Genomic DNA, 19,441 nt, shown 5'->3' with positions numbered 1-19,441 from the left:
TTGCTCTGCTTATTCTGGCACTCTTTCCAGAACTCGCAACTTGGTTACCAAAGGTCATCTTTGGCTAACACAACAGCCTAAAGATCCATCAAAAAAGCCGCTGAAGATAAAACTTCAGCGGTTTTTTTTATTTGTTCTTACAATAAGGCCAACAGGACTTTATCAATGAATGAATTACAGTACGTACTGACTTAGATGTTTTGCGATGCCTTGTTGAAGCTGACGATCAATTTCAGTCATCAGATCTTCGGTAAGCTTGTACCAAACCTTCTCTCTCTCGCGCAGTTTGATATTTTCAGCTACGGTGACAGAGCGTTCAGCCTTTGCCACCACAGAAGCCTCGTTAAATCCTTGATCGTTCAAGATCTGTAATTCAACTTCAAGGACACCAGAATACCGCTCAGACTGGTCATAAGTGAATAATCCCGTAAGACCTTTTTGCTGTTCCAGTTTACTTTCGGTCACAGCTGCATTTTTAATAACAAAATTCAGGATGTTATTATTGCCTTGCGGATACAGTCGGTCTCTTGCCCAGCGTTCAGACGCCTGCGCAGGAGAAACATCAAACAAATGTTCAACATGAGGAGACTTCGCGGGGCTGACATAGGCCTGATCGACGACAACGTCCCGCACCAATAGATTATAAGGTGGCAGATGTGAATAGGTAAGCTCAGCATACTCATAGGTAGAGGGAGCTGTTTTACACCCGGCCAAAGCTGCACCACTGAGGGCTAAACCACTTAGAACGAATGAACGTCGACTTAACATTCTATAATCTCACCTTTGAATAAACGTAATCGCTTTTTGAGTATCTTTTTAAACAGAGATTCTCATTATCAAACACCCTTTGGTACCGAAACATTATGGCACGACAAAGGCCTTGGCCCCCAAAAGAAGCGCTTAGCCTTGATCAGTTTCTTTTTGAAGCTCGGCAATAGCTGCATCATCAAAGACATACGAACGCCCACAAAACTCGCATTTTGCATCAATAACGCCATCAACCTTGTAGGATTCAACCTCATCAGGTGAAACAGTCTTGATCACATTGGCCAGCTTTTCCCGTGAACAGCGGCATCCTTCTTTTACAGGACGTTGATCATATACCCTCACCTGTTCTTCATGGAACAACCGGTAGAGTAAATCTGTCACAGCAAGATCGCGATCCAAGATTTCATCTTCAGTACAGCTCGACATCAAGATCATGGATCGCTGCCAGTCTTCTTTGATCTCGTCATCATCTTTGTCTGTTTGCTGGTTAACACCACCGTCGCCGGGAACATATTGCAATATCATGCCACCAGCGTGCCAACGCCCGTCAATCTGGGCAACATTAACCAGAACGCCAGTATTAATCTGGTCAGATTTCTTGAAGTACCCCTGAATACACTCTGACAGATTATTACCTTCAAGCTCAACAATTCCCTGGTAGCGTTCCATATGCTCACCTTGATCAACGGTAAAAGCGATATAGCCTTTACCTGTCAGATCAGTAAGAGAGAGTGTAGAGTGATCCTCTGTTTTATCCAAAAGTTCCTTGAGGGCAGCTTCATCAATCCCGGCGCAGCCTCGTAGGACACCTTCGGATGTCATATCACTGACGAGCATTTTAACCGGGCCATCACTCTTGCTCTGCAAGGTAAAACAGCCTGAAAACTTCATTAACGAAGAAAGGACACTCGTCAGGGCCAGAACCTCGCCCAACAATTCATTCACAATCTGTGGATAATCGTGACGTTTGAGGATCTCATCAATGGCTGGTCCCATTCGGACGATGCGTCCTCTGATTCCTGTTGATTCGAGCAAGAAGGGTTGAATCACATCATCCTTCAAAAACTCAGGTGCAACATTTTCCCCAACTGTGTCATTCATCTTTCTTCTCCAACGCCTTTAAAGGTTACTCATACACCAATAAAGGATGCCTTTTTGGGCATGTAGTCTATTTTCAGCTTCATCAAATACAACGGATTGCGGGCCATCAATAACTTCTGCAACAACTTCTTCGCCGCGATGTGCAGGCAAGCAATGCATGAACAGCGCGTCACTTTTAGCCAAGGACATAACCCGTTCATCTACCTGATAAGGCTTTAACAGGTTATGACGGTTTGCCGCATCCTTATCGCCCATGGATACCCATGTATCAGCGACAATACAATCACTATCCTGCACTGCCTCATCCATTGACCGGGTAACTGAAATTTTCCCGCCCAGAGAGCTTGCCCAATCAAGAGCTTTCTGATCCGGTGCCAATTCAGATGGTGTTGCCAATTTCAACTCAAAATCAAAGCGTGTTGCCGCATGTATCCATGAGGTCGCAACATTATTGCCATCACCACACCAGGTCACCGTTTTACCTGCAATGGCACCACGATGTTCTTCATAAGTCATAACATCTGCCATCAACTGGCACGGATGAGACTCATCCGTCAAACCGTTGATAACAGGAACCGTTGCATATTCCGCCAGCTCATGAAGGATTTCTTCGGACGACGTCCGGATCATAATTGCGTCCACAAAACGCGATAAAACACGCGCTGTATCCGCAATAGTTTCACCGTGCCCCATCTGTGAACTACTGGGATCAAGCAAAACAGCGTTCCCGCCGAGTTGGTTAATACCAACTTCAAAAGAAACCCGTGTTCTGGTTGACGGTTTTTCAAAAATCATTGCAAGAGACTTGCCTTCCAGCGGGCGGCCGGAAATTGTCCCTGATTTCAACTGGGAACCATAACCCAGTATTTCTCTTAATTTTGGAGTTTCAAACTGGTTTAAATCCAGAAAATGTTTTGTATGGGTCATTGTATTATACCTTATAGGCCCGGCGCCAATGTATCAGGCAGCCAGGGTTAATCCTTTGCAGACGTCTTCCAATATTGAAATTGCTTCATCGACGTGTGATCGTTCGATAACAAGCGGCGGTAGCAATCGGATAACATTATCCGCAGCACCAACGCTCAAAAGGCCGCCATCACGCATTGCTGTAATCACATCACTATTGGGAACCCGACATTTAAGACCAAGCATCAATCCAGCACCGCGAACTTCTTCGAAAATATTCGGGTTCCGGGCAACAAGGCCATCAAGCTTTTCACGAGTATAGTCAGCAATGGAAATAACACTTTCCATAAAGCCGTCTTCCAACAAAACATCCAGAACAGCATTCCCAATAGCCATTGCCAAGGGGTTGCCGCCGTACGTACTACCATGAGTACCAGGCACCATGCCAGCGGCAGCGTTATTTGTTGCCATGAACGCACCCATTGGGAAACCCCCGCCAAGCCCCTTAGCCGTTGCCAGCACATCCGGCTCTATATCTGCCCATTCATGAGCAAAAAGCTTACCTGTACGACCATTTCCACACTGAACCTCATCAAAGATCAAGAGCAGTCCAAACTCATCACAAACCGTCCGCAGGCCTTTGAGGAAATCCATAGAAGCGGCACGGATACCACCTTCACCCTGGATCGGCTCAACCATGATCGCTGCGGTCTCGTCACCGATAGCAGCGCGTAATTCGTTCAGATTTTCAAAAGCGACATGGTCAAAGCCAGGCGTCTGAGGACCAAAGCCATCCAGATGCTTAGCGTTCCCCGCTGCAGACAAAGCTGTCATCGTTCGACCATGGAACGCACTGTCACAGGTAATGATGCGATATTTCTGTGGCTGCCCATTATGACTGTGATACTTGCGCGCCAGCTTAATGGCACCTTCCAAAGCCTCTGTTCCAGAGTTGGTAAAGAAAACCTTATCTGCAAAGGAATTGGCAACAAGGCGTTCTGCAAGCGTCTCGCCACCTGTAATTCTGTATAGATTAGAGACGTGCCATAATTTACGGCCTTGCTCTTCCAGTGCTGCAACTAGCTTTGGGTGACTGTGTCCCAGAGAATTAACGGCAATACCACCAGCAAAATCAAGATATCGTCGGTTTTCAGCAGTATATAAATAAGGACCTTCGCCCCGCTCAAATGCGAGGTCGATACGTGCGTAGGTGGGCATTACTGCGTCACTCATGGTATCTCTCTTTTATATCTGCTGAAAAAACAAAGCCCGGGGCGACAGTCAGTCACCCCGGAGCAACGTATTAACCCAATATCACTGCCCGCTGTCAACCGGAACAAGCAGGATTCACTAGGTTTTTAACAGAAAAACTATTTCACTGGCGTAATGGCGAAGCCTTTAGCCTGTAAAAGTTTCAAAACCCCTTGCTGTCCGGGCAGATGGGTCGCATCAACCACAGTCAAACTATTTCCGTTCTGAAGGATTTCAACCATTCGGGAAACCATCTGACGATTACGTTCGAAAACGAGGTTTTCCAGATAGCTTGTCTGTGCCTCTGGCAACAGAACAGATACCTCGTCAAGAACTTCTTGATAAAGAGCCCCTGAGGATTGAGAGAGAAAGTTGTTAATCCGGGTCTGATAGATGGCTTCCACAATTTGAATTTCAGCCGGTAGCGTATCCAGTAATGTTATTTGATCGGCTTCATTTAGTGCATCCGCAATTTGTAGCTGCTCTTCAATAGTCTGAAGCTGGATAACCTCTATTCCTTGGCTTTTCGCAACATCCTGAAAAGTTTGATTAAGAGTTCTGATACCCAATGAAATACGCGATGCTTCGGATGGAGGCGATGAAAAAACAACCCGTGCAGCCCAAGGCTTAAGCACATTCATCTGCCGGGCCAAATATCCATATTCATAGCCAATAACTTTGATTTTTTCGAATGTCTCTGGCGAGACTAAATCCCTTAATCGGCGATTATCATTATACAGCATTACACTAAATAGCTTTTGTTTAATCGCATCATCATCAAGAATATCCACCATGAGATAATCAGCATCTCTCAAGAGACTAAGTGCATAGGCCCCAGCATCAACAACACGGCGATCACTGCTATTAAGTGTCCCGTATATATAGCTTGGCTCTGTGCCCTGTCCTTCGACTTTCCACAGCACTGCATCTCCATTGATCAATGGTTGTGCGACACTGGTCTGAAGAGGTAAAGCCACCACAAATAAAAACAAAGCACTGAAGAGAGAGAGCGCAAAAACCATATTCTTAACCAATCTTTGAAATCGGCTAATCTGCATCAAAGCCATCTTAATTCCTGAGGGAATGAGTTAAATAAACTACGCTGAATATGACTATTGTTACAGATATCTATGCAAATTACATGTCTTGATTGGGGCAAAAACTACTTTTTTCACCATTTTTACATGGTACACGGGAAACTTGATACCCCCGCTGCACGAGCATATTGAGAATTCCCTTTTCACCGGGCAAATGAAGCGCCCCAACAGCTGTAAAAGAGTTACCTTTGATCAGCCCCTTCGTCATTCCATTTATCATATTGAGGTTTCGTTTGTCTAAAAGACGCGTTATCCAGATATCATACATTTCAGGCGGCTCTTCTTTTAAATCATCCAAGAGAGTCTGATAAAAGCTATTTGTATCTTCTGTAAGATACATCTGAACGTACTGTTCCATTAAATCTTCATGTTTTTTTTCGGCTTCGGGCTTTTCAAGTGCCCGTATAATCGCATCCAGATAAATTTCACGATCACGATCTCTAAAAACAGAAAGCTGCTCTCGCACTGTTTCCAGACCATTAACCTCAACGCCTTGACCAACTGCAAAAGCACCTAGCTGAAAATCCAATGCAGCTCCATTATTTTCCTGTTTTTCCCGGTCAGGATCATTTGGCAACGCTTTCAAGATAGGATAAACAGCCCACAGTTCGAAGTTCTGCAAAACCTCTTCTTTTACATCTTGTTTTTCAGCAATCCTGACTATTTTCTCGTACAGATCTTCCGGTAGGATTTCATCCAATGTTTTACCATCGTCTCTAATGCGTACATTGTATGATTCGCGAACTTCACGCGGCGTAAGATCTATTTCCAAGTTCAAGACATCGGCATTTTTAATGTATGGCTCAACCCGATCTTTAATCTTTAGAACCCTTGGATCAGCAACGTGCATTGTTCCCAGCAGATAGCTTGGCGCACGATTATTCTTTTCAATTTTCCAAAATAAGCCCTTCCCGTAAGGGATAGTTGCTTCACTCCAGGCTTCGCCAGAAAGCAGGAAATAGCTGGTAAAAATAAAAAGTACTAAAATTTTATAACAACGAAAAATCATCGGATGCTCTCAAACTTTGCCCGGATCGCATAAACATTGTTCGAAAACAGTCTAAAAATTACTTCCTTATAAAGGATGAAAAGTAGATCAAATACGTTTTAAAATGTTAGCCGAGACAGCCACGACATCAATATTGTCAAGCTTTGATCTTATAACCACGCTTCAACAACGCCCAACCACATGTAACAGCAACAAGGGTTAGAACAATGAGCATACCACCTTGCCAGATTAAGCTTTCGGTAGATCCATAACCCGTAATGCCATAGCGGAAACCACTAATGATCCAGAACATGGGATTGGCTTCGAAAAGCCACTGCCAGCTTTCCGGGATGCGATTGAGAGTAAAGAATGTCCCGGACAATAGACCAAGCGGGAGAACAAGGAAATTATCCACAAGGGAGAATTGATCCCACTTGTCAGACCAGAGCCCCACAACAATGCCTATCATAGAAAAAAACAGCGCAGCAGAGATGGCAAAAAAAGCCGTTACCCAGAAATCATAGAGCATCGGGCCGGTAAAAACCGTCATCGCCCCAAGAAGTAATATTGCAACAAGTAATGCATTCGCGATACCAGCCAAGCTATAACCAAATAGCAGCTCTATTGGTGATAAAGGCGCCATAAGTACGTCTGTTATGACCCCTTCTTGCTTGTCAATAATCAACATGAAACAAACATTTTGAAAAGCCGTTTGCGACAGAACAAAAATCGTAAGCCCCGGAGCTATAAACTGTAAGGCAGAAAGTCCGGGAACCATTTCGTCACTAGGGCCCAACGCAAGGGTAAAAACGGTCATAAACAACATGGTCGACACCATCGGCCCCAGAAGACTTTCGACCCAAAACCTCATAAATCGAATAACGCCCCGACGATAGAACAAAGTCCATATACGCAAAACAGCGATAATACGCACGCCTTCACTGTGCACAATCTTGTCGCTCTGATCTGGCGTCGCGTCGCTCATATCATCAGGCCTTCAAACGATACCCGGTGGCAATCAGTCGGTGCGTAACAAACCAAAGAATAAGGTTGACCACAGGAAGCAGAATAGCCCCGATTATAATATTTCCATCAGCATGACCGATAAAGCCATAACGGAAACCATCGATCATATAAAAGAAGGGGTTAAAATGGGCCACAGCAACCCAGGCATCAGGCAGTCGGTCAATTGAATAGAACGTCCCGGAAAGGAAAGAGAGCGGCGTAATGATGAAGTTAGTCACGGCGGCAATATGATCATACTTCTGTGCCCAGATTCCGCCAAGCATTCCCAAAAGAGCCAGCATCATACAGGCATTAATGGCAAACCATAGCGCCGACAAAGGGTGCGCCAGTGAAATTGGCAGGAATAGCATCATAGCAAAAAACACGGTCAGCCCGACCATCAAGCCACGGGTAATCCCTCCCGCCGCAATCCCCAGGGCCATTTCCCACGGCGCCAAAGGTGGCATGAGGATATCAACGATATTTCCCTGAACCTTTGCAATAAGAATGGAGGACGATGTATTGGCAAAGGAATTTTGCGTCATGGTCATCATCATCAGACCCGGCGCAAGAAAGGTAATGTAATCAACACCACCCACCGTTCTACTGAGGCCGCCAAGAGCCAGTGCGAAAACGGCCAAAAACAACAGAGTTGTAATGACAGGCGCCATAAGTGTCTGTGTGAAAACGTTTAAGAAGCGCTTCACTTCACGACTGTAAAGGGTCCAAAGACCAAGGGTGTTCACACGACCTATGGTACGGGGAGCTATTTGGGTGAGTTTTTGATCGATCAAAGCCATGCGACACATTTACGCAACCATTCCATTGGCTTCAAGGGGAAGATCCTAATTACTTCTTATTTTTGCCATTTTTATTGCCCCGACGATAAAGAAAAGCACCTAAAAGAAATCTCTTAAGATTTTAAAGCTTTCAACAGATCTTTGAGTTCTTGTTTTCTACCCACTGGTATCAGGCGCCAATCATGCCCTGTTATCGCGCCTTCCAGAGCATAGAGATAATTCACTGAAAGTCGGTGTTCATCACAAAAGCGAAAATATAGTCGCCGAAACACTTCTTCCGTACCCAATTCGATTAAGTGATCTGACGATGTAATCCCGATATCAACCAACTGAGCAACAGATTTCGGACCCAGATTTTTTAGCGCAAGAAGCTCTTCTTTTGGATCAGTTCTCATTTTAAACTCTGGATCAGTGTCATTTTAAAATAATTTATTCAACAAAAAGAATTGGCCCCGCAACATCGCCGTGGCATGTATATGAACATGATGGAACGGTCAGAAAAAAACAACCGCGAACAGCCCAAACGTAAAGTACCGCGGAAAGCGACAGCAAAATATCTTGGAAACGTTGCTCGATTTTATCTGGAACGCTATGCAACGACAGAGGCTGGTCTGCGCCGCTATCTTATGCGTAAGGTAAATCTCTCAGCCAAAGAACACGGCACCATCCCACAGGAAGGGGCAGAGATCATTGAAGGTCTGATCTCTAAATTCCGTGATTTAAATTTCCTCAACGACGAACGCTACGCTGAAGGACGAAGCGGTAGTCTCCATCGCAAAGGCATGTCACTACGCGCCATTCGACAAGATCTGTCCCTCAAGGGTGTCCCTGAAGAATTTGTCAACAAAGCCATTGATCTTATCCAGGAAGAGAGCAACAATCCCGACTTGGAAGCCGCCATCTCCTACGCTCGTAGGCGTCGCCTTGGTCCTTATCGAACTGATGACAAACGCGAAGAACGCCGGGACAAAGATCTCGCCGCTCTGGGCCGCAAAGGCTTTTCTTTTGCCATCGCAGAACGCGTTATTCTTGCCGATGGCATTGAAGAACTGGAAGACGAAGCAGGACTATAATCCCGGTTGGTTTGAGTAGCCTGCCCAGTTTTATCCTTACAGCTTTATACTTGGGGCCTTATTCATGAGTTTTTTTGCAACCGCACACCACAATCGGTGCGGAATAAGCAGCGGATCATCAGAAAAATCCCGACGTAGTAGATCACCGTGCTCTGTATCAAAAGCGGCAACCGCTTCTGGGGATAGTGAAGCTGAGACGCCTGCAGATGCCCGAATACGTCCTCGCCAGTCTTCATGGCTATAGCGAACGCTTAAATCTTGGCTAAAAGTTTCAATCTCTTCAAAGCCGCCTGTTGCCAAATCTATAGTCCACTGTGGATAGATACCTGTTCCCCCTGACATTTCCCACGCTGGATTATGTTTGGAAATAAGGCTTTCTGTTGCTGAGACAACATTTCCCGGCAAAGGAAGCCAATCAAAGTGACAAATGACGAGATGCCCCCCAGGCTTAAGTATCCGTTGGCACTCTTCTGTTGCCTTTGCAGCCTCAAACCAGTGCCAGCACTGGCCCGCGGTCACAACATCAAAGCAACCACTTGCAAGGCCCGTTGCTTCTGAATTGCCCTGTTGAAACGTGGCCCGAACGCCTTCCTCCTCTGCAATTAATCGCGCCTGCTCCAAAATAGCTTCGGCAGGATCAACCCCGATAACCTCGACACCCTGTGCAGCAAACCCGCGGGCAAGTGTTCCTGTTCCCGTTCCCAGATCAACAAGAGATTGTCCGGCAACACCAATGCCCCTATCTTTCAACAAATCAAAAATAAGTGGAGGAAAACCGGCCCTGTGCTTTGCGTAATCTTGTGCGGTTTTTCCAAAATCTATTCCGTCAGAATTTACTTTTCCGATTTCTCGCATCATTCTCTTCTATAAATTATATGTTTTGAAAACTCGAACTCGCCAGAATGGCAAATTTGATCTTGGCAGCGCCCAATTAGGACCCTGTTATAAGGCCATAAGAAGACCTAAACACTTGAAGCAGAAATTTATTCATTATTTTTATGTCAGAATAATGTGATCAAGAGATCATTGAAAACCTGCTCAAAAACTACAATCATTATTATAGGACAACAGAACCTTAAAACCAATGCGATTATATTATTACGGGGAACAAATTACATGAAGATAAGATCATTCACCATCGCTCTGTCCATGACCGGGTTTCTCTTGAGCTCTGCTGGTTCAAGTTTTGCTGCAGGTAGCGGAGGAGATAATGGCTGGGGAGACAACTCGAACTCCGATCTCAAGACCGCTATCGAGCTAATCCAAGACGAGAAATACAGCGATGCCCAACCTCTTTTACAGAAAACAATAAAAGCTGATCCTGATAATGCTGATGCATATAACATGCTTGGTTATAGCCAACGTAAACTGGGGAACAAAGATGTTGCGCTTGGTTATTACAACAAAGCACTGGATCTAAACCCACGTCATCGTGGTGCCAATGAGTACCTCGGTCAGCTTTATCTGGAACTGGACAAGCCTGGAAAAGCGAAAGAGCGCTTGGACGTTCTGGATAAAAGCTGTACTTTTGGATGTGACGAATACACAACGTTGAAAGAAGCCATTGAAGCTTACGAAAAAGCGCAATAGCTCCCTGAAAGACACATAAGTTCAGACGTTGGATCGCGTTTATACGCCCTATGTCCTATTAAATGAGAGGTAGGTCCTTGGCACTCTCAAGTGACCAGATATCCATACCGTCCTGCCGTCCTCTGACTTGAATATGTTGCCGGGGAAAATCACCGAGATCTACCCCGGCAATTTTTGCGAGAGGCTGAGACACCACAAGTTGTGATTTCAAATCCTTGGTCATCCCCTCCAGACGACTGGCTGTATTCACGGCATCACCAATTGCGGTAATAGACGTCGCCTGCCCCCAACCAAGTTCACCCACGATAACGGCCCCCGTATGAACGCCGATACCAATACGAAGAGGTTCCGGTAGTTCATGGGCAAGATGTGCATTGAGTTCATCCAGTTTTTCGGCCATTCGTCGCGCGGCCCGTAAAGCATTTTTACACCCCGTTTCAACACCACGATCGATACCAAAAAGCGCCATAACACCATCGCCAATAAACTTATCCAAACGCCCCCCAGATTCTTCAACCGCTGTTCCCATTGCTTCAAAATAGCGGTTAAGAATAAAGACAACGTCATAAGGGAGCTTCTTTTCAGACAGGGTCGTAAAACCTCTTATATCAGCAAAGAGAATAGCAATTTCCCTTTCTTGTCCCTGTGCAATTGAACTGTGTTTGCGATGTGCTGTTTTCAAGCCGCTTTGGGCTGGCAACAAAGGCGTCATTTCAACATCTGCAATAGGATAGGTCTGACACGCCAGCCGCATATTATTTGACGCCCCGATCCGGGTGAGAACTTTAAGTTCACCAGTTTCACTTTCAGGCAAATGATCCAGCCCCTTGCCAACACGTACACGACAAGTCGAACATCGTCCCTTGCCCCCACAAACGGCAGCATGTGGCATGTTATTCAGATGACTGACATCAAGCAGGCTTGTCCCCTTTATCGCTCGAAATGATTTGCCATTAGGATATGTAACCTTAAATGTTCCCTGCCACCGCTGAATTGCATACCGGACCCAACGCCCGATAATCACCACAGAAATTACCCCGGCAAAGACAAACTGAATGACCGTTTCCAGACGATAGATATCTCGTGCTTCATCTGCCGTTGGCAAATTGTAACCACTAAAGAATGATTTTAGCCATTGAGGATCAGCAGCAAGCTTAAGGATATCAAGCCCAGCAACATAGAACCCCGCCATGGAAAGCACAGGAATGACAACTGCAAACGAAAGCGCCAACGATTTGTAGTTGTCATAAGCGGGTTTATACCTTAGCCAATAGTGAATACCGACACAGCCATGTACCCACCCCAAGATCATTAGTATAGCCTGTCGATACCCCGTATCGATATTGTAGACAACCAAGGCATAGAGCACATAGACATAGTTATCTTCCACACCGTAAATCTCGTGCGCAAATCGCGTTCCAAGAATATGCAAGATTAATAGGAAAGGTATGATCAAGCCAGATAACAGCTGGGCCATTTCCCAGAATTTCATATGAAGATGCTGACGCTGATAAACACCCCACAAAGAAAGGGCCATGTGAGAGGACAGGGAAAGATATAGAAGTAAAGTCCCGACCGGATTTCGCCACAGAGCCAAAAAGGCTTTACGGCCTCCATCCATTGCTTCAATAGAATGAAGGCCCAGAACATGGTTCAATAAATGCGTGAGAATATACACAAAAAGTACAAGCCCACCGTAGAGACGGATTGTCCGAACCATATAGTTTTATCCTTCTCTATACCCTGACTTTATCATTTTATCCCTTAGATGCAGACAATCTTGCAACAAAAACGTGTTCGTAGCCTTAAACATCAGGGCTTTTTGTCGTTCTAGTTATAAATTCTTGTCGCGAAAAGAACGAGTAATTAATTAATAGCTGAGTAGGATAATAGGGAATAGGAATGATATCCAGTGCAGGAAACAAGTATCGTGACATCGAGATTATCCCGGGAAGAAAGAACGGCACGTCGTAAAAAACGGCGTGAAAAGCTTCTTCAAGAGCTTGATTCCTCTATTCCATCCCCCTGCACTTCTGTTTGCCAGATGGATGACCTCACACAGCTATGTATTGGCTGCCACAGGACCATTGATGAGATCAGAGATTGGGTAATTATGACAGGAGATGAAAAACAGGATCTTCTGGAATCAATCAACCAGCGACGAACCGGTATGGTTGCCTAAACCAAAAGGTTTAGTTTAGTCGAAATTACTTACCCGCTCTTCATAAAATTCTCAGCAAGAGACGCCAGATCCCGCGCTAGAATTTTCGGATCTGATCTCAAAGCTTTTTTGGTAACGCAATACCCTTCAAAAAACGGCAACAGGATATTTACAGTCCGGGCTACTCTTTGTTGATCGAAAGTCGAACCAGAAGACGAGGTGAGAAGCTGACAAAAAAGCTCATGAGTTTGCCGATAAAAGCTATCAAGCATGCCGTCAATCTCGTCATTCCGCGTCGATAGAGACCAGAGTTCTTTGAAAACAATTGCGCAGCTATCAAAACTACTGTGCGTCAGAATTTGTAAAAAAATTTGTTCCAGAGAACTACTCTCTCGTCCTCCCCAGTTCTCGTCAAGATACTGCTTGAGAAAGCTATTAAGAATGGCGTTTAAGAGTTCTTCTTTGTTTTTATAATGATATTGTAAATTACCAAGGCTTATTCCTGATTTATCAGCGACACGTCGCATCGACAAACCTTCACCACCACATTCTTCAAGCAGCGTTAGGGTGGCCGCCGCAATCGCTGCGCGTTTTAAATTATTTTGCTCTTCTCTCGATTTCGGCACTTACCTCACCTTACCCAAATTAATTTAAAAAGCTTTCTTGAAATTTAGGTCGCTTGACCTAAATAATATTCTCCATACAACATATACTACGAGGGAAGTCATGAAAGGCTTAATCGTCAAGGAAAAAACCATTGTACATAATAGTGATCTTGAAAAACCAGAACCCGGTAAAGATGAGGTTCTGATCAAAGTCCACAGTGCGTCACTTAATCCATATGACTTGGAAAGTGCTGCCGGGATCTATGACAGCTATTTTAAAGAATATGGTTTTGACCAAGCAGTACAAACCGGGCTTGAATTTTCTGGTACCGTCCAGACGCAAGGCAGCAAATTCAATATCGGCGACCACGTCTATGGCTATGCCCATCTGATAACGGGATGCAAAACCCATGCTGAATATATCGCCCTGCCCGAGGAATATATATCGACAATCCCCACAGGCCTGAGTTTTGAGGAAGCTGCCGCCCTACCCATTGGCATACTGACATCTTTATCAATATACGAAGATCTAGCCCCCAAGTCCTCTAACCTCAACATTCTAATTATAGGGGCTTCTGGTGGTGTTGGTGTATACGCAACTCAACTGGCAAAACAAAAAAACCACCACATCACAGCGCTTGTTGGAAAAGGACATAGGGATTTCCTAATGGAGCTTGGTGCTGATAAAGCATATGAATACACAGAAAAATCCCTGAGCGATCTTGAGGGTGATTACGACCTCATTCTTGACTTTTCAACCCGCTTCACCCTGGATGATTGCCGCTCTCTCCTGAGCGCTTCAGGCAAATTTATTCCTGCACTGCCAGATGATCAAAATGGAGGCACATCGGAAGATCAACACGTTGCATACCTGATGGTAATGCACGGTGAAACAGACCGTCTCCAATCAGTCAGACCTCTATTAGAAAATAAGACTCTTATCCCCGTTGTTGAAGAAGTTTATAGCTTCGGCAGGTACAATGAGGCTCTCACGCACTTACAAAAAAGCGGTAAACGCGGGCGTATCATTTTGAACTGGTGATTTCTCTCTCAACATACAGACAGAGCCTGATCCTATTTATCAGGCTCTGTTAACCGTTACTTTGCAGTTCAGAGCTATAATAAAGGCATCTTTACACCGTCAGGAGAAGACCCGTGAGAACCATTCGTTATTTGGCCGGGGTTGTAGTTGCGGTAATTATAGAATTCACATCCTTTGCAAGTATTGCAGAACAAAAAGTCATAATACTTGGAGACGATGGATATGCCCCCTTTTCCTTTATCAAAAATAATCAGCCTCAAGGCATTTACGTTAACATCCTCAACGAGGTTTTTAAGAAGCTCGAGGGTTATGACGTCTCTTTCCAGATGCTGCCTTGGAAACGAAGTTTAAATGAAATTAAAAGAGGCACAGGGTTTGCTGTTTTCCCACCGTATCATTTCCCCAAAGAGCGCCCCTATATGGCCCCATATTCTGAGCCAATATTATTGGAGCAAGTCATTGCCATATGCCACAACAAGGTCCTCAAGAACGAAAGAAAAAAATGGCCCGAAGATTATTATGGCCTCAAAATAGGTACAAACGATGGTTTTTTATCGCCAGGTCCAGACTTCTTTTCTGCCGCAGAACAAGGGAGATTATCGTTAATCGAAGCACCAATACCCGAAGCGGCTTAAGAATGCTCTTGGCGCGTCGAACAGATTGTTATGTAAACGCGGAAATGTCCATCAGGTGGGGGCTATTACGCTTGAGACAAGCCGGGCTGTACGATCCCGGTTTAGATCAACTACGCTTTGGTGCCGTAATTGACGCCGAATGGGGATATATCGGCTATACAAACACAGACAACGGCGCCTTTCCTTTCAAGGACGATTTCATCAAAAAAGTTAATAAAATTATTCGTGCAATGAAGGCAGATGGAAGTATTAATCAAATCATAGAGGACTTTTTCGAATACTAAACCACTTAGCGTAATTCGAGTGTTGTAACCCTTGTTTCTGGCTTGTTTCTGGCTTGTTTCTATCAAATTAATCCATTCGAATTGCCCTAGATCAATTATTCTTTCCTAAAGTATCGCCATAACCTAGGCCAGTTAATACGCAAACACTGGTTTTCTAATGGTCAAAATTGCATCCCATCCCCAACGATCCGAATTGCTTATGCCTGCCGGATCGCTAGAAAAGCTAAAAATAGCCGTCCTCTACGGTGCAGACGCCGTTTATCTGGGCACGCCGGATATGTCGCTACGGACGAAATCCTCCTTCACATTGGAAGAAGTTGTCGAGGGCGTAAAATTTGCCCATGCTCATGGAAAACGTGTTTACCTGACACTCAATCTTTTTTCTCACAATAAAGACATTCCCAAGCTTCCCCTCTTTATCGAGACAATCAAAGCAATCAAACCAGATGGCGTTATCATTGCTGACCCGGGTATTTTTCAATATGTCAAAGACAACGCCCCGGAGCTTGAACTCCATATCTCAACGCAAGCTAATATTTGTTCCTGGATTTCTGTTGATTTCTGGCAGAAACAGGGCGCAAGCCTTTGTGTTCTTGCCCGCGAAGTCAATTATCAAGAACTTTGCGAAATCCGCGAGAAATGTCCGAATATAAAGTTGGAAGCCTTTGTCCACGGCGCAATGTGCATGACATATTCGGGTCGATGCTTGTTGTCCAATTTCATGGCAGAACGCGGTGCAAATCAGGGAAACTGTGCCAACAGTTGCAGGTGGCACTACAAAGTACACATGAAGCTCAAAGACGAAACAGTAAAAGAGCTCAACCTGTCTGAAGAAAATCTGGAACTTTTCGAGTTTATGATGGAAGAAGAATGCCGTCAGGGAGAACTAATGCCCATCGAAGAGGATGAGCGCGGGTCCTATATACTCAATTCCAAAGACCTGTGTCTTATGCCCAAGCTCGACGACTATCTCAGAATTGGAGTTGATTCTCTCAAGGTAGAAGGACGAAACAAAAGTGCATACTACCTCGCTGTAACAGCCAGAGCTTATCGGCAAGCCATTGATGACTGGTACCAAGATCCGGACAACTGGTCGCCGGAAATATATATGGAAGAACTCTCAACAGTTCCCAACCGGGGATATACTCTCGCATTCCATAATGGTCGCCTGGAAAATCATGCCCATAACTACGAACATACAAAAACCTTCGCTGATTATGAATACGCCGGATACATAGAGAAAGTAACAGATAAAGGTCTTCACATCGCCGTTAAAAACCGATTGCAAGCGGGCGATGTTCTGGAATTACTTCCCCCTGGGAGCCTGGATACAATTTTGATCCGTCTTTATGAGTTTATTGATGCAAAATCCAAACAAACTCACGACGTCATAAATGCCGGGCAAAAACCAATAATCCTTATTTCCTGGTCGCTTTTTGATCAGGAAAACATCTTGTCACTACAACAAAAACTTTGCGAACAGACGATAATCAGAAAAGAGAAATCCCTAACACAGGCAGAATGGGATCGATTAAAACTCGACGCCACAGCGCAAAGAATAGAACTCGGTAGAGGTAGCGAAATCCTCTACCAAAAACAGCGTGATAAGCTACAAACTTCTATCTTTGAGGAAAGTGGCGAACGGATTCCCAAAACGCCCCGGATTGGTACGGAAGGTTGTTGTGGTCGCGGTTGCAACGGTTGCGCGATCTTCTGGCACGATCCCATTTATGAAAAGGCCAGGCTACTTTTGGCACAGAAAAAGCAAGGCGAAATGTTTGACCGTGACATGAAGGATGAGACTGTCATGTCTGATCTAAAAGTTTAATTACAATTATTACGTTAAAATTAAACTCTTTCTTAGTCTTTTCACACAACACTACCCGTTCCTAAACTTTCCAAATAAATGGATCATCACAAACACCAAAGAGATGATGACCATCACCAAACACGGGTAAAAGAATATGAAAAACGCCTTCCAGAGTCTGAGCTTCAGACTTGTGGGATTAACAGCTATTATGGTGATCCTCGGATTTGCTGCTGTAATTTCCTACTCAACAATCAGCCAGCATCAAAATGCACAGGAAAACGCCAAAAGTTATCTATCCAGCCTATCAGCACAATATGCGCTGGATGTCGAACTCGACATTGAAGAAGCCCTTGTGGCTGCACGCGGTATGGCCCATGCCATAGAAGGCCCCTTAAGAAGCGGATCAACCGATCGGGACGGTTTTGCACAAATCGTAGAAAACACGATCAGACGTTATCCCAATCTGGTTGGTGGAGCCGTAGGTTTTGACAGTGATGTCGGTGGCAAAGATACCGATTTTGCGGGTAAAGGCTATAATGATAAAGCTGGTCGCTTACTTCCATATTTTTATCAAGATGGTAACGGCGGTGTTGCATGGGAACCATTAGCCCTTGGCGGAGATAGCGGATCAGAGCTTTGGTATGACCTGCCCAAGAATAAAAAACAGGAAGTGGTAACCGAACCCTACGTCTATCCGGTTAATGGAGAAGACGTTGTTATGACCACAGCCACTGTTCCTATTTTTGACGCAAAGGATCGTGCTGTTGGCGTGGCCACAACTGATATGGCACTCAAAGACATTCAGGTTCGCCTTTCAGAACTAAAACTGTTTGAGAACGGTACTGTTTCTCTGATCACGTCCACAGGCATGTGGATTTCACATCCTGACGATAAAAAGCTGGCCACAATTGAAGAAAGCAAAGCCCTCGCATCTGTGTTGAAAGAGCTTGCTGCCGGGAAAAGCTTTTATGGAAACATCAACGACCCCGTTGTCGGTGGAGACCGCTATCTCGCGGTACAACCTGTTACCTTTGGCAAGAGTGATGCCATCTGGGGGGTTATTGTGTCTGCCCCCGAAAGCGAAATCATGGCCGCAGCGAATGATTCCCGTAATTTGACGATACTTCTGTCCTTGCTTGTTGTTATTGCTGTTATCGGCATCAACGGCTTTATCGGTACCAAAGCCATGTCCTTGCTACGGCGGGTAACGGATAGCATGCAGCGTCTTGCCGATGGTGAAACAGACATTAAAATCCCGGCCAGAAAAAGAAGCGACGAAATTGGGGCAATAGCACGAACCGTTGAAATTTTCAGAACAAATGCATTGGACAAACAACGTCTGGAGGCAGAACAACTACAGCTCCAGGAAACCGCTGCAACGGAAAAGAAAGCAACTCTTGATCAAATTGCCTCTCGCTTCCAACAGGGTGTGAGTACTCTGATTAATGACATTGAGCTGTCCGTTACAGACATGAAGTCCTTTGCCGACAACATGAATGTAATGTCACAGCAAACAAGATCACGTGCTTCAGAGGCATCATCATCGTCTGACACTGCAAACCAGAGCGCGCAAGCTGTTGCAAGTGCATCTGAGCAGTTAGCTGCCTCTGTCGGCGAAATTGGACGTCAAGTCGGACAAGCAACATCAATCACAGGCGAAGCCGTTGCTGAGGCCAGCAGGTCAAATGAAAATGTGCAATCACTTGCCCAAGCGGCCCAACGCATTGGCGAAGTATTGAAATTGATTTCAGACATTGCTGAACAGACAAACTTGCTTGCCCTGAACGCAACAATTGAGGCTGCACGCGCAGGGGAAGCCGGCAAGGGATTTGCTGTCGTCGCTAGTGAAGTGAAATCACTCGCAACACAGACCTCAAATGCAACAGGTGAAATTGAACAGCAGGTTATCGCTATTCAAAATGAAACCAAGAATGCAGTAGAATCTATTGGTCACATCAGTACGGTGATTGGTCAAATCGACGAAATCAGTACTGTGATTGCTGGCGCTGTCGAGGAACAAGGCTCGGCAACACAAGATATCTCGTCCAAAATTCAACTGGTCGCGTCTGGTGTCGGATCAATTCTGGAAAGTATCTCGGGGGTAAATGAGGTTTCAGTCCAAACAGATACGGCCGCAAATTCAGTTGTTGAGACCATCAACAATCTGGATAAAAAAGTACAGGCCCTTAATGAAGAAGCAGAAAGATTAGTTGCTGAGGTGCGGAGTGCTTAGGTGAAGATCTAATATTTGACCCGTCCTGAAATACGTTGACGTTTTTTTAGGTTATAGCCAGCTGCATTTTGCAGCTGGCTTTTTTATGCACT

Annotated in this window: 20 protein-coding genes; 8 read left to right on the top strand and 12 right to left on the bottom strand. The window is 45.0% G+C overall.

The annotated features are described in order from the left end of the window. Positions 1-174: 174 nt before the first annotated feature. The 9 genes from BKB51_RS20435 to BKB51_RS20395 all read right to left on the bottom strand — a co-directional run bounded on the left by BKB51_RS20435 (position 175) and on the right by BKB51_RS20395 (position 8,311). Positions 175-768, bottom strand: coding sequence for a hypothetical protein (locus BKB51_RS20435; protein WP_085902975.1), 594 nt, complete (start codon positions 766-768; stop codon positions 175-177). Between the two features lie 132 nt (positions 769-900). Next, positions 901-1,869: an Hsp33 family molecular chaperone HslO gene (gene hslO / locus BKB51_RS20430; protein WP_085902974.1), complete on the bottom strand. Its 969-nt coding sequence runs from the start codon at positions 1,867-1,869 to the stop codon at positions 901-903. Positions 1,870-1,887: 18 nt separating this feature from the next. Beyond that, a complete protein-coding gene (argF, locus tag BKB51_RS20425; RefSeq protein WP_085902973.1) occupies positions 1,888-2,796 on the bottom strand; it encodes an ornithine carbamoyltransferase in 909 nt (302 codons plus the stop codon). A 33-nt stretch (positions 2,797-2,829) separates the two neighbouring features. Next, positions 2,830-4,008 carry an aspartate aminotransferase family protein gene (locus BKB51_RS20420; protein WP_085902972.1) on the bottom strand — a complete coding sequence of 393 codons (1,179 nt, stop codon included), beginning with the start codon at positions 4,006-4,008 and terminating at the stop codon, positions 2,830-2,832. A gap of 137 nt (positions 4,009-4,145) precedes the next feature. Next, a complete protein-coding gene (locus tag BKB51_RS20415; RefSeq protein WP_085902971.1) occupies positions 4,146-5,093 on the bottom strand; it encodes a TraB/GumN family protein in 948 nt (315 codons plus the stop codon). Positions 5,094-5,163: 70 nt separating this feature from the next. Then, on the bottom strand, positions 5,164-6,132 hold the full coding sequence (locus BKB51_RS20410; protein ID WP_085902970.1) for a TraB/GumN family protein: 969 nt from the start codon (positions 6,130-6,132) through the stop codon (positions 5,164-5,166). Positions 6,133-6,268: 136 nt separating this feature from the next. Continuing rightward, positions 6,269-7,096, bottom strand: a complete 828-nt coding sequence (locus tag BKB51_RS20405; RefSeq protein ID WP_085902969.1) for an ABC transporter permease — start codon at positions 7,094-7,096, stop codon at positions 6,269-6,271. Between the two features lie 4 nt (positions 7,097-7,100). Further along, positions 7,101-7,925, bottom strand: a complete 825-nt coding sequence (locus BKB51_RS20400) for an ABC transporter permease (RefSeq protein ID WP_085902968.1) — start codon at positions 7,923-7,925, stop codon at positions 7,101-7,103. Positions 7,926-8,029: 104 nt separating this feature from the next. Beyond that, positions 8,030-8,311, bottom strand: coding sequence for a TfoX/Sxy family DNA transformation protein (locus tag BKB51_RS20395; protein WP_085902967.1), 282 nt, complete (start codon positions 8,309-8,311; stop codon positions 8,030-8,032). Between the two features lie 87 nt (positions 8,312-8,398). Here BKB51_RS20395 and BKB51_RS20390 point away from each other — a divergent pair, with 87 nt between their 5' ends. Then, positions 8,399-8,989: a regulatory protein RecX gene (locus BKB51_RS20390; RefSeq protein ID WP_198946828.1), complete on the top strand. Its 591-nt coding sequence runs from the start codon at positions 8,399-8,401 to the stop codon at positions 8,987-8,989. Positions 8,990-9,025: 36 nt separating this feature from the next. Here BKB51_RS20390 and BKB51_RS20385 read toward each other — a convergent pair whose 3' ends face one another. Continuing rightward, positions 9,026-9,847, bottom strand: a complete 822-nt coding sequence (locus BKB51_RS20385; protein WP_198946827.1) for a class I SAM-dependent methyltransferase — start codon at positions 9,845-9,847, stop codon at positions 9,026-9,028. 258 nt (positions 9,848-10,105) lie between these two features. Here BKB51_RS20385 and BKB51_RS20380 point away from each other — a divergent pair, with 258 nt between their 5' ends. Beyond that, entirely contained in the window at positions 10,106-10,579 is a 474-nt protein-coding gene (locus BKB51_RS20380; RefSeq protein ID WP_085902965.1) for a tetratricopeptide repeat protein, read from the top strand. 58 nt (positions 10,580-10,637) lie between these two features. On the opposite strand, the gene BKB51_RS20375 is transcribed toward BKB51_RS20380, so the two are convergent. After that, entirely contained in the window at positions 10,638-12,299 is a 1,662-nt protein-coding gene (locus BKB51_RS20375) for an adenylate/guanylate cyclase domain-containing protein (RefSeq protein ID WP_085902964.1), read from the bottom strand. A gap of 210 nt (positions 12,300-12,509) precedes the next feature. Between BKB51_RS20375 and BKB51_RS21160 the strand changes: the two genes are divergently transcribed. Further along, positions 12,510-12,761: a DUF1289 domain-containing protein gene (locus tag BKB51_RS21160; protein WP_125911895.1), complete on the top strand. Its 252-nt coding sequence runs from the start codon at positions 12,510-12,512 to the stop codon at positions 12,759-12,761. A 29-nt stretch (positions 12,762-12,790) separates the two neighbouring features. Here the strand turns inward: BKB51_RS21160 and BKB51_RS20365 are convergent, their stop codons facing one another. Beyond that, positions 12,791-13,366, bottom strand: a complete 576-nt coding sequence (locus BKB51_RS20365) for a TetR/AcrR family transcriptional regulator (RefSeq protein ID WP_085902963.1) — start codon at positions 13,364-13,366, stop codon at positions 12,791-12,793. Between the two features lie 100 nt (positions 13,367-13,466). Here BKB51_RS20365 and BKB51_RS20360 point away from each other — a divergent pair, with 100 nt between their 5' ends. The 5 genes from BKB51_RS20360 to BKB51_RS20340 all read left to right on the top strand — a co-directional run bounded on the left by BKB51_RS20360 (position 13,467) and on the right by BKB51_RS20340 (position 19,349). Next, a complete protein-coding gene (locus BKB51_RS20360; protein WP_085902962.1) occupies positions 13,467-14,387 on the top strand; it encodes an NADP-dependent oxidoreductase in 921 nt (306 codons plus the stop codon). 113 nt (positions 14,388-14,500) lie between these two features. Further along, positions 14,501-15,022, top strand: coding sequence for a substrate-binding periplasmic protein (locus BKB51_RS20355; RefSeq protein ID WP_085902961.1), 522 nt, complete (start codon positions 14,501-14,503; stop codon positions 15,020-15,022). A gap of 8 nt (positions 15,023-15,030) precedes the next feature. Further along, positions 15,031-15,306 carry a type 2 periplasmic-binding domain-containing protein gene (locus BKB51_RS20350; RefSeq protein ID WP_125911894.1) on the top strand — a complete coding sequence of 92 codons (276 nt, stop codon included), beginning with the start codon at positions 15,031-15,033 and terminating at the stop codon, positions 15,304-15,306. A 157-nt stretch (positions 15,307-15,463) separates the two neighbouring features. Beyond that, positions 15,464-17,134, top strand: a complete 1,671-nt coding sequence (locus tag BKB51_RS20345) for a U32 family peptidase (RefSeq protein WP_198946826.1) — start codon at positions 15,464-15,466, stop codon at positions 17,132-17,134. A gap of 136 nt (positions 17,135-17,270) precedes the next feature. Next, on the top strand, positions 17,271-19,349 hold the full coding sequence (locus BKB51_RS20340; RefSeq protein ID WP_085902959.1) for a methyl-accepting chemotaxis protein: 2,079 nt from the start codon (positions 17,271-17,273) through the stop codon (positions 19,347-19,349). Positions 19,350-19,441 lie beyond the last annotated feature (92 nt).

Origin of the sequence: Kiloniella majae (genome assembly GCF_002118315.1) — a bacterium.
Classification (GTDB): domain Bacteria; phylum Pseudomonadota; class Alphaproteobacteria; order Kiloniellales; family Kiloniellaceae; genus Kiloniella; species Kiloniella majae.
The sequence above is the reverse complement of the archived record's forward strand: the minus strand, read 5'-3'. Positions and strand labels throughout refer to the sequence as shown.

What these genes read in the sequence shown, in the direction of transcription:
- BKB51_RS20345 (WP_198946826.1), top strand. Translation starts at nt 15,464, where the DNA reads ATGGTCAAAATTGCATCCCATCCCCAACGATCCGAATTGCTTATGCCT.
- BKB51_RS20420 (WP_085902972.1), bottom strand. Translation starts at nt 4,008, where the DNA reads ATGAGTGACGCAGTAATGCCCACCTACGCACGTATCGACCTCGCATTT.
- BKB51_RS20380 (WP_085902965.1), top strand. Translation starts at nt 10,106, where the DNA reads ATGAAGATAAGATCATTCACCATCGCTCTGTCCATGACCGGGTTTCTC.
- BKB51_RS20400 (WP_085902968.1), bottom strand. Translation starts at nt 7,925, where the DNA reads ATGTGTCGCATGGCTTTGATCGATCAAAAACTCACCCAAATAGCTCCC.
- BKB51_RS20405 (WP_085902969.1), bottom strand. Translation starts at nt 7,096, where the DNA reads ATGAGCGACGCGACGCCAGATCAGAGCGACAAGATTGTGCACAGTGAA.
- BKB51_RS20375 (WP_085902964.1), bottom strand. Translation starts at nt 12,299, where the DNA reads ATGGTTCGGACAATCCGTCTCTACGGTGGGCTTGTACTTTTTGTGTAT.
- hslO (WP_085902974.1), bottom strand. Translation starts at nt 1,869, where the DNA reads ATGAATGACACAGTTGGGGAAAATGTTGCACCTGAGTTTTTGAAGGAT.
- BKB51_RS20395 (WP_085902967.1), bottom strand. Translation starts at nt 8,311, where the DNA reads ATGAGAACTGATCCAAAAGAAGAGCTTCTTGCGCTAAAAAATCTGGGT.
- BKB51_RS20385 (WP_198946827.1), bottom strand. Translation starts at nt 9,847, where the DNA reads ATGATGCGAGAAATCGGAAAAGTAAATTCTGACGGAATAGATTTTGGA.
- BKB51_RS20340 (WP_085902959.1), top strand. Translation starts at nt 17,271, where the DNA reads ATGAAAAACGCCTTCCAGAGTCTGAGCTTCAGACTTGTGGGATTAACA.
- BKB51_RS20435 (WP_085902975.1), bottom strand. Translation starts at nt 768, where the DNA reads ATGTTAAGTCGACGTTCATTCGTTCTAAGTGGTTTAGCCCTCAGTGGT.
- BKB51_RS20360 (WP_085902962.1), top strand. Translation starts at nt 13,467, where the DNA reads ATGAAAGGCTTAATCGTCAAGGAAAAAACCATTGTACATAATAGTGAT.
- BKB51_RS20390 (WP_198946828.1), top strand. Translation starts at nt 8,399, where the DNA reads ATGATGGAACGGTCAGAAAAAAACAACCGCGAACAGCCCAAACGTAAA.
- BKB51_RS20410 (WP_085902970.1), bottom strand. Translation starts at nt 6,132, where the DNA reads ATGATTTTTCGTTGTTATAAAATTTTAGTACTTTTTATTTTTACCAGC.
- BKB51_RS20415 (WP_085902971.1), bottom strand. Translation starts at nt 5,093, where the DNA reads ATGGCTTTGATGCAGATTAGCCGATTTCAAAGATTGGTTAAGAATATG.
- argF (WP_085902973.1), bottom strand. Translation starts at nt 2,796, where the DNA reads ATGACCCATACAAAACATTTTCTGGATTTAAACCAGTTTGAAACTCCA.